Annotated in this window: 17 protein-coding genes; 8 read left to right on the top strand and 9 right to left on the bottom strand. The window is 65.2% G+C overall.

Going from position 1 to position 14,050, the window contains the following annotated elements; translation table 11 throughout:
- Window positions 1–8: 8 nt before the first annotated feature.
- A complete protein-coding gene (locus JT720_RS00895) occupies window positions 9–470 on the bottom strand; it encodes an AAC(3)-I family aminoglycoside N-acetyltransferase (protein WP_205478616.1) in 462 nt (153 codons plus the stop codon).
- A 100-nt stretch (window positions 471–570) separates the two neighbouring features.
- Here JT720_RS00895 and JT720_RS00890 point away from each other — a divergent pair, with 100 nt between their 5' ends.
- Both JT720_RS00890 and JT720_RS00885 read left to right on the top strand, forming a co-directional pair.
- Window positions 571–846, top strand: a complete 276-nt coding sequence (locus JT720_RS00890; RefSeq protein ID WP_205478615.1) for a hypothetical protein — start codon at window positions 571–573, stop codon at window positions 844–846.
- A gap of 85 nt (window positions 847–931) precedes the next feature.
- Complete coding sequence (locus tag JT720_RS00885; RefSeq protein WP_205478614.1) at window positions 932–1,300, top strand: hypothetical protein; 369 nt, start codon at window positions 932–934, stop codon at window positions 1,298–1,300.
- Window positions 1,301–1,360: 60 nt separating this feature from the next.
- On the opposite strand, the gene JT720_RS00880 is transcribed toward JT720_RS00885, so the two are convergent.
- Entirely contained in the window at window positions 1,361–1,924 is a 564-nt protein-coding gene (locus JT720_RS00880; RefSeq protein ID WP_205478613.1) for a hypothetical protein, read from the bottom strand.
- Window positions 1,925–2,011: 87 nt separating this feature from the next.
- On the opposite strand from JT720_RS00880, the gene JT720_RS00875 reads away from it, so the two are divergent.
- On the top strand, window positions 2,012–3,058 hold the full coding sequence (locus JT720_RS00875; RefSeq protein WP_205478611.1) for a winged helix-turn-helix domain-containing protein: 1,047 nt from the start codon (window positions 2,012–2,014) through the stop codon (window positions 3,056–3,058).
- A gap of 52 nt (window positions 3,059–3,110) precedes the next feature.
- Here JT720_RS00875 and JT720_RS00870 read toward each other — a convergent pair whose 3' ends face one another.
- The 4 genes from JT720_RS00870 to secB all read right to left on the bottom strand — a co-directional run bounded on the left by JT720_RS00870 (window position 3,111) and on the right by secB (window position 7,035).
- The gene (locus tag JT720_RS00870; protein WP_237219598.1) at window positions 3,111–3,803 is read right to left on the bottom strand and encodes a DUF4136 domain-containing protein; all 693 of its coding nucleotides are present in this window, start codon (window positions 3,801–3,803) and stop codon (window positions 3,111–3,113) included.
- A gap of 104 nt (window positions 3,804–3,907) precedes the next feature.
- Window positions 3,908–4,930: a tryptophan--tRNA ligase gene (gene trpS, locus JT720_RS00865; RefSeq protein ID WP_205478609.1), complete on the bottom strand. Its 1,023-nt coding sequence runs from the start codon at window positions 4,928–4,930 to the stop codon at window positions 3,908–3,910.
- The gene (murJ, locus tag JT720_RS00860) at window positions 4,920–6,485 is read right to left on the bottom strand and encodes a murein biosynthesis integral membrane protein MurJ (RefSeq protein WP_205478607.1); all 1,566 of its coding nucleotides are present in this window, start codon (window positions 6,483–6,485) and stop codon (window positions 4,920–4,922) included. The genes trpS and murJ overlap by 11 nt, the downstream gene beginning before the upstream one ends.
- 34 nt (window positions 6,486–6,519) lie before the next feature.
- A complete protein-coding gene (gene secB, locus JT720_RS00855; RefSeq protein ID WP_205478605.1) occupies window positions 6,520–7,035 on the bottom strand; it encodes a protein-export chaperone SecB in 516 nt (171 codons plus the stop codon).
- 191 nt (window positions 7,036–7,226) lie between these two features.
- Between secB and JT720_RS00850 the strand changes: the two genes are divergently transcribed.
- The 4 genes from JT720_RS00850 to JT720_RS00835 all read left to right on the top strand — a co-directional run bounded on the left by JT720_RS00850 (window position 7,227) and on the right by JT720_RS00835 (window position 11,393).
- Window positions 7,227–7,880 (top strand): Tim44/TimA family putative adaptor protein, encoded by a 654-nt coding sequence (locus JT720_RS00850; protein ID WP_205478603.1) that lies wholly within the window; start codon window positions 7,227–7,229, stop codon window positions 7,878–7,880.
- Window positions 7,877–9,070: a murein transglycosylase A gene (mltA, locus tag JT720_RS00845; RefSeq protein WP_336511917.1), complete on the top strand. Its 1,194-nt coding sequence runs from the start codon at window positions 7,877–7,879 to the stop codon at window positions 9,068–9,070. Before JT720_RS00850 ends, mltA begins: the two co-directional genes overlap by 4 nt.
- Window positions 9,051–9,590 carry a Smr/MutS family protein gene (locus JT720_RS00840; protein ID WP_205478601.1) on the top strand — a complete coding sequence of 180 codons (540 nt, stop codon included), beginning with the start codon at window positions 9,051–9,053 and terminating at the stop codon, window positions 9,588–9,590. Before mltA ends, JT720_RS00840 begins: the two co-directional genes overlap by 20 nt.
- Window positions 9,591–9,680: 90 nt before the next feature.
- Window positions 9,681–11,393: a putative bifunctional diguanylate cyclase/phosphodiesterase gene (locus tag JT720_RS00835; RefSeq protein WP_205478598.1), complete on the top strand. Its 1,713-nt coding sequence runs from the start codon at window positions 9,681–9,683 to the stop codon at window positions 11,391–11,393.
- On the opposite strand, the gene dapE is transcribed toward JT720_RS00835, so the two are convergent.
- Window positions 11,360–12,487: a succinyl-diaminopimelate desuccinylase gene (gene dapE, locus JT720_RS00830; RefSeq protein WP_205478596.1), complete on the bottom strand. Its 1,128-nt coding sequence runs from the start codon at window positions 12,485–12,487 to the stop codon at window positions 11,360–11,362. The genes JT720_RS00835 and dapE overlap by 34 nt on opposite strands.
- Before the next feature lie 47 nt (window positions 12,488–12,534).
- Here dapE and JT720_RS00825 point away from each other — a divergent pair, with 47 nt between their 5' ends.
- Complete coding sequence (locus JT720_RS00825) at window positions 12,535–12,981, top strand: cupin domain-containing protein (RefSeq protein ID WP_205478594.1); 447 nt, start codon at window positions 12,535–12,537, stop codon at window positions 12,979–12,981.
- Here JT720_RS00825 and JT720_RS00820 read toward each other — a convergent pair.
- Both JT720_RS00820 and JT720_RS00815 read right to left on the bottom strand, forming a co-directional pair.
- The gene (locus JT720_RS00820) at window positions 12,978–13,334 is read right to left on the bottom strand and encodes a hypothetical protein (protein WP_205478591.1); all 357 of its coding nucleotides are present in this window, start codon (window positions 13,332–13,334) and stop codon (window positions 12,978–12,980) included. The two genes, JT720_RS00825 and JT720_RS00820, sit on opposite strands and share 4 nt — an antisense overlap.
- Window positions 13,335–13,371: 37 nt before the next feature.
- Window positions 13,372–14,046: a glutathione S-transferase family protein gene (locus tag JT720_RS00815; RefSeq protein WP_205478590.1), complete on the bottom strand. Its 675-nt coding sequence runs from the start codon at window positions 14,044–14,046 to the stop codon at window positions 13,372–13,374.
- Window positions 14,047–14,050 lie beyond the last annotated feature (4 nt).

The following is a 14,050-nucleotide window of genomic DNA, read 5'->3' as shown; positions in this document are numbered from 1 at the left end:
GCCGCCGGTCAGCGCACCGGTATGTCGAAGTGCAGCACGTCCTCGCGCGTACCCAGCTTGGTGTAGAGGGCGATCGCGGGGTCGTCGCCGTGGTCGGCCTGCACGAAGATCACCCAGGCCTCACGGTCGGCCGCAATGCTGCGGAGGTGATGGATAAGGGCAGTCGCCACGCCCTTGCGCCGGTCGGCTTCGCGGACCGCGAGGTCGTAGATGTAGATTTCCCGGCGCGCAGCCTCGAACTTGTCCAATTCGTAGGCGACCAGTCCTCCGACGACCTCATCCCCGGAGCGCGCGACGAGAGGGACGATATGCTCCCGCGAGAGCAGCCCCTCGAGATAGTTCTCGCTGACACTCTGATCGGCATAGGTGTCAGGTTCGTTGAACGCCTCGCGGAAGACGGCGTTCAGGGCACGAAAGGTCTCCTCGTCACCAGGACCAAGACGATGGACTGTGAAGGAGGGACCGGTCATCAGAGCAGCTTACGTCATCTCGACCTCAAGTGGAGCCCTGGAGAGCGTGAGCGTCTGCCTTGGGTGGAAATCGGACGTTAGCCGCGCCTAAGATTGGTCCATGACATCAAGAACTTTCATCGGTCGGTTACTGGCCAACCCGATGCCTGCCTCAGAAGCCCTCCTGCGTCATGTGGAGGGTCAAGGGACGGGATACGAGATTGATGACCTGATGAGTTGGTCACCGTGTGAGCAGCAGGAAGAGAAAGCGATCGCGCCGCTACTGAAGATTAGCGAGCGCTATGTGACGAACGAATACCCCATCGGCATCAGCAACCCAGCCTCTTTTGAGGATATACGTGCCTTGGCGGAGAGCTTGCGAGCGCAGGGCCTCTAATGCCCGCAATCGGTCGAACTCAGACGGCTAGCCTGGGTGTCGTGAACGGGTGGAAAGCGGATCCTTGCCTGTTAGGCTGAAATGAATGTCAGACGATCAAGACGACGAGATCTTCGGAACGGTCACGCATGAACAGGGCTGCGTAGTTGGGGCGGCGCTGGCTCCGTTCGTTCTGTTTGCTCTTTTCTGGCTTCCTGCAGGTCAGGGCCAAGCAGTCGCAGTTTCGGTCCTTTCTATCGTGCTAATGCCGTTCGTGTTCTCGCCACTCAGGAAGCGAACATGGTTCTGGGTCGCGTTGCTCATCATCGCGGCTTTCCACGTGGCGGCTGTCACAGCCATCGATTGGCATCACGCGGAACGGTCTACATTCAAGCTCGCCATGTGGTTGGACGTCATTCTGGTCGGCGGACTGATTTGGCTGCTCGGCAAGGTAATGTCGCGGCAGCGCACCTAGATTGGAGCGACAGTCCTCAATGGGTCGAACGCAGACATGCGCACGGCTGGTGGAAGGTCTTTACCTCTCCCGCGCCGCGTGGCGAAACAGGGCGGCGGAGGTGAGCCAGAGGGCGGTGAAGATGCCCGTGGCGATCGGGAATTCGATGGGGCGGATGCGGACGGGATCGCCGAGGCCGAAGCTCATAATGGCGAGGGGGATGGCGATCTGCGCCGCGGCGGCGAGCACCATCGCCCAGACCATGCCCCCAGCGCGGAAGCCGGCCAATGCGGACGCGAGGAGGACCAGGGCGGGGATCCCGAAGAACAAGGCGTTGGCGGGATTGTCCTCGTTGCCGATGAAGCCCACGGCCAGATTGCTCCAGGTCAGGAGAAACGTTGCCAGCACGGCCGCTGCGACGCCGCCACGGTAGAACCAGCTCGGCGAGGCGCGGACCACGAGTTCCAGGGTCAGGCCGACAAGACCGAACATCATGGCGGCGAATAGAAAGTCGCCGAAGGTCCAGTTGACCTCTGTGGTGAACTGCATGGCGATGAGCGGCAGGAGCAGCAGGCCGACGGCGGTGCTCCAGCCGGCGACCCGCCAGGGATTGGGCCGGCGGCGGGGTTCGGTAAAGCTGGTCATGTCTTGCCTTTCGTGATCGGAAGAGGCGATCAGGATGCACTCACCCGGGCTGACCGGCATGAGCAAGTCATGAGGGTTTGCTGAAAAATGCAGCCGGTTCGCTTCCGTTTCGCCGATTTCCTGCTCGCCCCGGGCGAACGGAGGCTCAGCCGTGACGGTGAGGTCGTCGAGATCAATGGACGCTACTTCGATGCTCTGGAGCTCTTGGTGCGGGAACGGGGGCGGCTGGTCACCAAGGACCGCTTCATGGAGGAGGTCTGGCGCGGCGTGCCGGTTACCGACGAAGCGCTGACCCAGTGCATCCGGACGCTTCGGCGGCAATTGGGAGACGAGGCGGGACGGCCGCGCTTCATCGAGACGGTGCCGAAGCACGGCTACCGCTTCATCGCGCACGTGGAGGATGGGAGCGCAGGGCCGGTCGCGAGGTCGGGAGTCGGCGGCGGCACGGTCTGGTGGACCGATCTCCTGCGCGACGGGCTCGCTGGAACCGGGGGCGGCGTGGCGGCGGGGCTGCTAGGCGGGCTGGTGATCGGCTTCGTGTCGGCCAGCGAGGGACCGATCGGAGCGGCGTCGGCGCTGCTGGTGCTGCTGTGCGTCACCGTATTGGTGGCGCTGCTCGGCGGCGCCGGAGTGGCGTTCGGGATCGCGGCCGCGCGCGCGCTGCGAGAGCGCTTCGACGGGTGGAGCGTTGTCGGTGGCGCGGCAGGCGGGTTGCTGGTCGGAGCTGCCGTCAAGTTGCTTGGCAGCGATGCCTTCATGCTTTTGGTCGGTCGTTCCCCGGGCGACGTCACGGGCGCGGCCGAAGGAGCGGTGCTAGGGGCGGCGTTGGGACTGGGCTGCTGGATAGGCCGCAAGCTCACGCTGCGCCAAGCGATGGCGCTGGCGGCCGGCTTGGGGGCGAGCGCTGGCCTGCTGATCAGCGTGACGGGCGGGCGGTTGCTGATCGGCAGCCTGGACCAGCTTGCCGGCAGCTTTCCGGAGTCGCGCCTGCGCATCGACAATCTCGGCGCGCTGATGGGGGAAGGTGGGCTCGGGCCGGTCAGCCTGGCGATCACGGCCGCACTGGAGGGAGCCTTGTTCGGCGCCTTGCTGGTAGGAGCGCTGCTCGCGGCGGGGCGGCACGGGCGCGCATAGAAAAGCCCGCCCGGATCGCTCCGAGCGGGCCTTTCGTGTCAAGCGGCGCGGCTCAGCGGCTGCGCTTGGCCGGCGGAACGGTGATCCGTACCGTCTCCCCGTTGCGGCCAGGGAAATTTGTGAACATGGCCTCGATCAGGTTCGGCACCAGTCGGCCGAGTTCATCCGTGGTGGAGCGGGCGACCGCCTTGCCCTCGAACAGCGATTGGTTGGTCGCGCGGCTGCGGATGTCGAGTTCAAGCTCGCTACGGTATTCGGTGTAGCTGCGGATGCCGCGGTCCCCGAACCAGAAGGGGTCGTCCCAGCCGTAGTAGAAGGGCGAGCCGAACCGGCCGTAGTAGCCGAAGCGCGAGTAATAGGGTCGGCCGTACCAGACGCCAAAGCGTGGGCTGTAGAAGGGATCGTAGAAGCGCGGGCCGACGAACGGGTCCTCGACGATCCGCTGCGTGCCCTTGTCGACGCCATAGCCCAACTGGACGATCATCGACGCCTGCTGGGGCGAGGCCGCCTGGGCGTAACCCTGCGCCTGCATCTGCTGGGCGACGATGGCCGCATAGCGGCTGAACTCCAGCCCGCCGCCCTGCGCTTCCCCAGCGCCCGGGACGATATAGAAGCTCTGCCCCTGGGGAGCGGGCATGGCCTGGAAGCGGGTGACCTTGGCGGGCAGGCCAGTTGCGCAGCCCGACAGCCCAATGGCCGCGACGCCGGCCAGGACGGCGGCAGCGGCCTTCTTGATCATGTTCATCGTGACAGCCTCGACTCAAAGAGATTTTCTGTAAGTACGTCAGGCGTATAGCATGAGTTGCTGTGAACGGTCGATGAAGCGAGCCGGTGGGCCGGTGAATTGATCTACAGCAGGCCGAGAGCCTGTTTTGCAGCGGCGAGCGTCGGCGCGGCCGCTTCACGAGCACGCTGCGCACCGTCGGACAGGTGAGCATCGAGCGCCGCCGCGTCGGATCTCAGCTCAACCAGGCGGCTACGGATGGGGGCGAGCAACGCGATCAGGGCGTCCGCCAAGACCGGCTTGAACGCCCCGAAACCCTGTCCGGCGAAGTCGCGCAAGACGTCCTGCTCCGACCTGTCGGTCGCCGCGGCCATGATGCCGACGAGATTGCGAGCTTCCGGTCGGCCATCCAGTCCCTCCAGCTCGGAAGGCAGGGGATCCGGGTCGGTGCGAGCCTTGCGGATCTTGGACGCGATAGTGTCGTCGTCGTCGATGAGGTTGATGCGGCTCATGTCCGAGGGATCGGACTTGCTCATCTTCGCGGTGCCGTCACGCAGGGACATGACGCGCGCGGCCGTTCCGCCACCGATGTAGGGCTCGGGTGGGATGAACAGATCGACGTCGCAATCGGTGTTGAACTTGATCGCGATGTCGCGGGTCAGCTCGATATGTTGCTTCTGGTCCTCACCGACGGGCACGTGGCTCGGCCGGTAGACAAGGATGTCCGCGGCCTGAAGGACAGGATAGTCGAACAGGGCAACCGAGGCGCCTTCCTTGTTCTTGCCTGACTTGTCCTTCCACTGGGTCATTCGGCTGAGCCAGCCCATGCGGGCAGTGCCGTTCAGCAGCCAGCACAGCTCGGCATGGGCCGGAACGGCGCTTTGGACGAAGAGGACGGATTTGGCGGGGTCGATACCGCTGGCGATCAGCGCGGCCGCCATCTCGCGGATGTTGGCGCGGCGAACCTCCGCGGGGACATGCTCCGACAGAGAATGAAGGTCGGCGAGGAAGAAGAAGCAGGGAGCGTCATCCTGCATCTTCACCCAGCGAAGGATGGCCCCGAGCAGGTTGCCCAGGTGCAGGTTGCCTGTCGGCTGGATCCCCGAAACGACGCGGGTCACGGGGACGGAAGGGAAATCAGCCGGCATCCTGAACGGGCCTCTTGCGGGAGATGAGGGCCTTGAACGCCGCCTTGTCCACGCCGCCGAGCAGGAAGGCGATGCCGAAGTAGACCAGGCCGCCCGTGCCCACGAGCACTGCGAGGCCTATTGCTCGCTCGACCACACTGCCGAGGAACCAGTCGGCAAGAACGCCGCGGAGCACAAACAGCGCGCCCGCCATGGCTAGCGCGGCGACCAGCTGGCGCGCGACCCGGCTCACGAGCCAGACAGGCATCCGAAAGTGGCCGCGAATATACAGGATCGAGAACAGCAGGATGAAGTTAATCCAGGCCCCGGCCGAAGTGACGATCGCCAGGCTGTATATGCCCACCTCCGGGATGAGCAGGAAGTTCGCCGGAATGCTGAGCGCAAGGACCGCCATGCCGATTGTGACGGGTGTCTTCACGTCCTTGCGCGCATAAAACGCGGGAGTGAGCACCTTCACCAACACATAGGCGGGGAGGCCGGTGACCAGAATGGCCAGTATGTTTGCCGTGGTCTGCGCCGCGTCGAGGGAATATTCGCCCCCGCGGTAAAGCGCCCCGATGATCGGGAAGCTCGCGACCATTAATGCCAGGGTCGCGGGTAGCGTGAGCAGCATGGAAAGGTCGAAGGCCCGGGCCTGGACATCGGCCGCGTCGGCTTCTTCGTTGCGGGCAATCGCCTGGCTGATTGCTGGAAGGATAGCGACGCCGAGCGCAGTGCCGATGATCGACAGGGGCAATTGGTTCAGCCGGTCGGCATAGCTCAGCATGGTGAGCGCGCCTTCGCCCAGCCGGGAGGAGAAGTACGCATAGAACAGCTGACTGAGCTGGTACACGCCCGCCGCGGCGGTCGCAGGCAGGATCAGGATCACCAGTTCCCGAACCGCGGGGGTCAGGCGCGGGCGGCCAAAGCGGAGTTGCACCCCAGCGCGCCGGACTGCGAACCAACAAAGTGCGAATTGCGCGACGCCTCCGACGAGCACGGCTGCGGCCATGAAGCGGACGATCGCGAGGTCGTTGCGAGGCGCAAGCAGCAGGCCAGCGATCAGCGCCAGGTTGAGCAGCGCCGGGGCGAAAGCCGCGACAGCGAAGCGGGTCAGGCTGTTGAGCACGCCGGAGAGGAGCGCGACTAGGCTGATGAACAGAAGGTATGGGAAGGTGTAGCGCGACAGCTCGACCGCGAGCTCGAACTTGCCCGGCGTGTCGGCATATTCCGGAACGACCAGCAACAGCACGCCCGGCATGAAGATCACGAACAGCGCCGTGACCAGCAGCAGCGCAGGCATGAAGACAGCCAGGATGTCGTTGGAAAATTGCTGCGCATCCTCCATTCCGCCGCCCGCGAGCCGGCGGCTGAACAAAGGCACGAAGCCGGACGAGAAGGCTCCTTCCGCGAACAAGCGGCGGAAGATGTTCGGCAGGAGGAAGGCCAGGTTAAAAGCGTCGTTGGCGTGGCTTGCGCCGAGGAGCCGCGCTGCGATCATGTCCCGCGCAAAGCCGAGCACGCGGCTGAGCATGGTCAGCCCGCCGATGGTGCCGGTGGCCTTGAGCAGGTTCATGGGGCTGGAGCCGCGTCCGTGCGGGAGGGCGAGTTTACTGGATGCTCGGCTCTGCACCCTGGCCGTCCGCCGACTGACCCTGCTGAGCCGCCTGGATCTGGGCCTGATAGATGCCGGCGAAGTCGATGGGGTCGAGCATCAGCGGCGGGAAGCCGGCGTCCTGGACGGAGGAGGCGATGATCTGCCGGGCGAAGGGGAACAGCAGGCGCGGTGCCTCGACCAGCATGAACGGGGCAAGCGCCTCTTCGGGCACGTTGCGCAGCGCGAACAGGCCCGCGTAGCTCAGGTCCACGACGAAATGGACGCCGCTCTGCGAACGGGCACTGGCGTCGATCTTCAGCACCACTTCGTGAACCTCGTCCGAAACCTTGTTCACGTTGATGTTGAACTGGACGTCGAGTTGGGGCTGTTCCTGCCACTGGTAGACGGCCGGAGCGCTCGGGTTCTCGACCGATAGGTCCTTGATGTACTGGGCGAGGCCGGCAACCTGGGGCAGGTCCGCAACGTCGCCGTTGCCGTTGGTCGGGCTGCTGGAATCCTGATCGGCCATGTTCGATTTACCCTTGAGGCGATATATGAAATGAAGGCAGAGCCGATGTAGGCCCGGTCTGGAGGCGCGACTAGCAGTCGGGTGAAAGCGGTGCAATGGCGGCGGACTGCGCCAGGTGGACCCAAGGAACCGTTTGAAGGCGTGGCACGCAACACTATGTTATACGTTGAACGACTGACAGGATCGCTAGCTTGACGGCAATCATCATCCTCGCCCTCGTGGCGCTCTTCATCGGCCTGCGCCTGTACAGCGTGCTGGGCGAGCGGACGGGACATGAGCAGCAACTCACGCTCAAGCCCGCAGAGCCGGAAGCAGCCGTCGCCGCGCGCGCGCAGGCTTCGCCGCTGACTTCGGGCAATGCGGCGGAGGCGTCGGGCGACGCTTATCTTCCGACCGCTGGGCCCGGGGTGCGGGCAATCCTTGCCGCCGACCAGTCCTTCGACGTGGCGCGCTTCCTCGAAGGGGCGCAGGCCGCCTACCGGATGGTGCTGGAGGCGTTCTGGCGCGGCGACCTGGACAGCGTGAGCGGCTTCATCGATCCGGACGTGTACCGGACCTTCGCCTCGGCTGTCGAAGAGCGCGAAGCCGCTGGTCACAAGCTCGACAATCGCCTGATCGCGATCGAGCAGGCGGTGATCGCCGAAGCTTCGCTGACCCAGTCGGTCGCGGTGATCGCCGTGCGGTTCGAGGCGGACATCGCCGCAGTGACCCGGAATGCCGACGGGGAGGTAATTGCGGGTTCGCTGAGCGACGCCGTGCAGACCCGCGACCTGTGGACCTTCCGCCGCGACCTCGCCTCCCGCGACCCGAACTGGGTGCTGATCGAGACCGACGAAGAAGAGTGAGGTTCAAGTCTTCATTCGTGGCGCTCGCCGGAGCGGCGTTGCTGTCGGCCTGCGCCACGCGGCCGACCCCGCCGGTCGCACCGCCACCGGTTACGCCCGTTCCAGTACCGACCCCGACCCCGGAGCCGCCGAAACCGGCGACTGCACGTGAGGCGGGAGTTAGCCTCGCCGAGCCGCGGGCGATCAACGCGGAAGCAGCGGAACGCGCCCTTGCCGCATTTCGCCTGAGCTGCCCTGTCCTGACCAAGCGGGTCGATGCGTCGCTGCTGACTGGACCGCTCGACTGGCAACCTCTCTGCTCCGAGGCTTCCCGCGTGGCTCCCGGCCAGGCTTCTGCCTTCTTCCGCGATCGTTTTGAGTGGGTGAAAGTCGGAGCGGGTGAGGCCTTCGCAACTGGATATTACGAGCCCGAGATCGCCGGGTCCCGTACGCCCGCTCCAGGCTATGCCATCCCCATCTATCGGACTCCGGCCGATCTGGTGCGCTGCACCAGAACCGACGGCAAGACCGGTCGTGGACGCCTGGACGAGACGGGAACCTGCGTCCTCTACTATACACGCGCCGAGATCGAGGACGGTGTGCTGGCGGGCAAGGGTCTGGAACTCGCGTGGGCGGCCGACCCGGTGGAACTGTTCTTCCTGGAGATTCAGGGGTCGGGCCGGCTTCGACTGCCGGACGGGTCTGTCATGCGGGTCGGGTACGACAGCCAGAACGGCCGCGAGTATGTGGCTGTCGGGCGGCTGCTGCGGGAGCGTAGTATCCTCCCGCCGGGCGGCGCCAGCATGGAGTCCATCAAGGCCTGGATGCGTGCGCAGCCGGACGGCGGCAGGTCGCTGATGCGCGAAAATCTGAGCTATATCTTCTTCCGGGAGCTGACGGGCCCTGGCCCGCTTGGGGCTTTGAACGTCCCCGTGACCCCGAAGGGCACTGTGGCGGCTGACCCGCTGTTCGTCCCGCTCGGCGCCCCGGTCTGGCTCGACATGGAGCGACCGGAGGCCGATGGGCTGTGGGTTGCGCAAGATACCGGCGGGGCGATCAAGGGGCCGAACCGCTTCGACACCTTCTGGGGCGCGGGCCCGCTCGCCACCCAGATCGCGGGCGGCATGGCGGCCAAGGGACAGGCGCTGCTCCTTCTGCCCAAGGGAACGGTGGCGCAGGCCGAGACGGCCCGTGCGCAAGCTCTCCGCTGAGGAAGAGGAACTCTGGGCGCGGGTGACCGCGACCATTCGGCCCCTGTCGCGCGAACCGCAGCCGGTCCAAGCCGCGCTTCCGACCAGTCCGTCCACGGTGAAAGTCGAAGCCGCTCCATCGCGGGTGAAGGCCCGAGTTCCGCCGGCACGCTCCTCTCCACCGCCGACGGCTGCGCGCGCCACCGTCCATGGCTCGCTGGACGGACACTGGGAGCGGCGGCTGCGATCCGGAACAGTCGAGCCGGACCGAACTCTCGATCTCCACGGCCACTCGCTGGACAGCGCCTGGACAGCGATCGACCGCGCGCTTGATCAAGCAATTACCAGGGGGGATCGTGTCCTGTTGCTGATCACTGGGCACCATCGTCCGGGCGAGCCGCCCGTAGCCCGTGGCCGAATCCGGGCCGCGGTGCACGACTGGCTGGCAGTTTCGCGTCATGCATCGAGGATCGCTGCGGTCAGGAGCGCGCACCGGCGACATGGCGGAGGTGGCAGCTTGTACCTGATCCTTAAGCGCTGAGCCGCCCAAAACGCTTTCTTAACGGTGAATGCTTAACAGTGCGGCAAGCGCGGCAAGCCGGCCGTGCCCTGTGGAGGCCCTCACCACCCGATGACCGAAGGTACCGCCCAGAAGGTCAGCAACGCGGTCCTGTCCGGTGCGGCAGGGGTGGCGTCGTTCCTCTTCTCCTTGTCGGCGTTTCTCTACCTTACCGAGCTTCCGGAGCAGGTCGTCGCGTCCCTGGTGGCAGGGGCCTTCTGCCTGCTCGTCAGCTACATCGCGTCCGAGCGGCCGAACAGCGAATCGGCTCGGGCGCTGAATGCTTTGGGTGATCGCCTGATGGCGGTGGAGGACGGCGATCTGGTCTCGCCGGCGCCCGCCATTGTGCAGCGGAACATGCCCAAGCTTGCCACGGCCGTGGACACCCTGTTCGCCGAAGTGCGCGCGTCTATCGAGAATGCCCAAGCGCTGGGGATGTACGACCCGGTAACTTCGCTCCCGAACCGCCTCAACTTCCGCGCGGAGGCCGACCGCCTGATCGCCAACATGGGCGAGAAGCAGATGTCCGCCATGCTGTTCATCGACCTCGACCGGTTCAAAGCCGTCAATGACAGCCTCGGCCATGCACGCGGAGACCAACTGCTGGTGATGGTTGCCAACCGCCTTCGCGTGGTGGTCAATGGAGAAGCCGGCCCCACTCATCCCCGCCCTATCCTGGCGCGGCTCGCAGGGGACGAATTTACATTGTTCTTCCCGAACGTCGCCGGTCTGCCGGATGTCGAGCGGCTGGCCCGGCGCGTAGTGCTCGCGATTGCCGAACCGTTCGAATTGCACGGCCACAGCATCGACATCGGCGCCTCGATCGGCGTGGCGGTCGGGCCCATGCACGGGCGAACCATCGAGTCCCTGATGCGGGCGGCCGATATCGCCATGTATCGCGCGAAGGCGCGGGGCGGGGGACAGCATTGCCTGTTCAGCGATGAGTTGGCGGAGGAACATACCCGCAAGGTCCAGACCGAGAAAGCGCTGACCGAGGCCGTGCAGCGGGGTGAGTTCCTCCTCGCACTGCAGCCGCAGCTGAGCCTTTCCACCGGCGAGATCACCGGTGCCGAGGCGCTGCTGCGCTGGAGCCACCCGCGAGAGGGCATGCGTCTACCCGCTACGTTCATCCCGATCGCCGAGCAAACAGGGATCATAACTGAGATTGGAGACTGGGTGATGGCGGAGGTCGCTTCGATCCTGGCCTCCTGGCATCGTGATGGGATCGCCAAGCGGCTGGCGTTCAACGTGTCTCCGCGGCAACTTGACCGGTCGGATTTCTTCGCACGCCTCAGGCAGACGTTTGCCGAAGCCGGGGTTCCGCTGAGCTCGATCGAACTGGAATTCACCGAGAGCGCGGCGATGGAATGCTCGGCGCAGGTGCTGGCGGAAATCGCTTCGTTGCGAGAGGATGGCGCAACCATCGCGATCGACGACTTCGGTACCGGCTACTCGAACATTGCGCGGCTGCGGGCCATGCCGCTCGACCGGGTCAAGCTCGACCCGTCGTTGATCGCGGATATCGATTGCGACGAGAAGGCGCGGGTCGTTGTCCAGGCGGTCATTCACCTGATCCGCGGGGTTGGCTGCGAGATCGTGGCGGAAGCGGTGGAGACGGTCGGCCAGGCCGACATCCTCCGCGCGATGGGCTGTCATACCGTGCAGGGCTTCGTATTCGCCCAGCCGATGTTCGAGAGCGAGTTCGTCGCCTGGTCGAGCAATGCCACTCGCACGACCCGCGGCGCGGACATTCAGCCGAGTGCGGCGTCGACGATCCTACGATAGATCCGCGCGAGGGTGCGGATGTCCTCGACGTCCGCACTTTCATCGAGCTTGTGCATGGTTGCATTGGGCAGGCCAAAGTCCACGACCGGGCAGAGTTGGATAAGGAAGCGCCCATCCGAGGTGCCGCCGCTCGTAGACAGGGCAGGGGTGATACCGACCTCGGTGCGGATCGCGTCCACCACCAGATCGTAGAGCCTTCCCGGCGGGGTCAGGAAGGCCTCTCCCGAAATGCGGGCCCGAACGGTGGCCCTGGGTTCGACCTCCCGGGCGACCCTCTCGACCAGCCGAACGAGATCCTCGCCACGTTGCAGATTGTTGAAGCGGATGTTCAACTGCGCAGTGGCGGACGCCGGGATCACGTTGCTGGCGTGGGTCGGCGTGTCGACGCCCGTGAACTCGAGGTTGGAGGGCGGGAACGCGTCCGTTCCGTCGTCCAGCTCCAGGGCGGACAGGGCCTCGATGATCCGGCCGAGCTTCGGGACGGGATTGTCCGCCTTGTGCGGATAGGCGACGTGGCCCTGGGTGCCGGGTACGTCGATCCACATGTTGACTGAGCCGCGGCGTCCGATCTTGACCGTGTCGCCGAGTTGCTGTTCGGACGTTGGCTCTCCAATCAGAATCATGTCGGGCCGAATGCCGCGCGCATTCAGCCAATCGATAATCTTGGGCGTGCCATGGGTGGCATAGCCCTCCTCGTCGCCGGTGATGAGAAGCGACACCGTTCCCCGTCGCTGCTCGCTTGTTGAGATGGCAGAGACGAAGGCGGCGATAGCGCTCTTCATGTCGTTCGCGCCGCGGCCGATCAGACGGCCGTCCTGGATGCGCGCGACGAAGGGGTCGCCGCTCCAGCCCTCGCCGGGCGGGACCACGTCGAGATGCCCTGCAAAGCCGAAGTGCGGTCCGCCCTCGCCGCTGATGGCTACCATGTTCTCGGTCGGACCGTCCGGCGCTTCCCCCAGGGTGAAGCGATGAATGGTGAAGCCCAGCGGCGCCAGGGCCTGCTCTAGCACGTCGAACACCGGTCCTCGCGCGGGGGTGACCGAAGGCGTGGAAATCAGCTTGGCGGCCAGCTCGACCGGGTCGATAGAAGTCATGCGGGCGGGACTAGCAACCACTCCCCCCGTTGCACAGGGGAGGCGGGATGCCGAAGGTAGACATCGAGACGGTCGAGGCGACTAACCGGACCAGCTATCCGTCGCCGTACAGCGACGATGTGCAGGGCCGGCTCTACCAGCGGATCGGCGCGGCGTCCGGCCTGACTGAACTCGGGGTCAGCCGGGTCACGTTGCAGCCGGGAGCCTGGTCGAGCCAGCGTCACTGGCACGAGGGCATCGATGAGTTCCTGGTCATGATTGAGGGAGAGGCGGTCCTGATCGAGAACGACGGGGAGACGATGCTTCGACCGGGGGATTGCGCCGCCTGGCCCAAGGACGTCCCGAATGCCCATCATCTGGTAAACCGAAGCGACCGCCCGTGTACCTTCATCGCCGTGGACAATCGCCGTGGCGAGGGCGACTGCCATTATCCCGACATCGACCTGCACTATGACGCGGCGACCGGCCGCATGGTGAATAAGAGCGAGCTCTAGCGGCCGCTGACGGCGCTCAGCATCGACATGAAGGGCCGGGTTACGAGTCCGCACTTGCCTGACCCCTTGGCGACCTCCAGCGGAACACGCGGGTCCTGGACCTGACCAGCCACGCGCAGAAGATCGTTGACCGTCAGCTTGCCGGGGCTCGGATCGTTCTCACGAAAGGCGCGAGCGACACGTGCCAGTTCCTGCAACTGGCTGATGGACAGGTTCTTCTGCAGCCTGGAGCCCATGCATTCGGCCCGACCCCGGTCGATGCCGTACCCCATCAGCGCGTCGCTGATCCGGTCGGAAGGGGTGGCGCAGGCGGATAGCGCCGCGGTAGCGGCGAACGGCAGGAACAAACGCATCTTCAGGTAAAAGCGATTTCCCGCCAATGAGTTCCACTCATTTTTCGGCCGGAGTGCTGACCTCGTACGCGTCAATGACCCATGGCTCATCCTGTGCCTTATCGATCCATTCCAGCACATGAGGGTGACGAAGCACCGCGTCCATGTAGGTCCGGGCAAAAGGCGGAACCGGGACATGGTAGGTGATGAAGCGGGTCACCACGGGCGCGAACATGATGTCCGCGGCGCACCAGGGCCCGAACAGGAAGTCGCCCGTGCCTCCGTGGCGGGCACGCGCCTGCGCCCAGAGGGTCAGGATGCGATTGATCTCCGCCTTCACTTCCTCGCTGATGGGGCGAGGTCCGGCAAGCTTGCGCACATTCATCGGCAGGTCTCGGCGAAGATTCGAGAAGCTCGAGTGCATTTCTGCCGCCATCGATCTGGCCATGCCCCGTGCGGCGTCGTCATCCGGCCAGAACCGGTCCCGACCGACCATGTCACAGCAATATTCGACGATCGCGAGGCTGTCCCAAACGACCGTATCATCGTGCCAGAGCACCGGCACTTTCCCGAGCGAGGGCGCGAACTCATCTCCTTCGCGGCGCTGCTCCCAGAATTCGTCGAACAGCGGAACGACTAGCTCTTCGAACTCGAGCTCGCTGTGCTTGAGCGCCAGCCAACCGCGCATCGACCAGGAGGAATAAGCGCGGTTGCCGATGATGAGCTTAAGCAAGGCG

The organism is Sphingomonas arenae (genome assembly GCF_016924655.1).
Taxonomy (GTDB): Bacteria; Pseudomonadota; Alphaproteobacteria; order Sphingomonadales; family Sphingomonadaceae; genus Sphingomicrobium; species Sphingomicrobium arenae.
The sequence above is the reverse complement of the archived record's forward strand: the minus strand, read 5'-3'. Positions and strand labels throughout refer to the sequence as shown.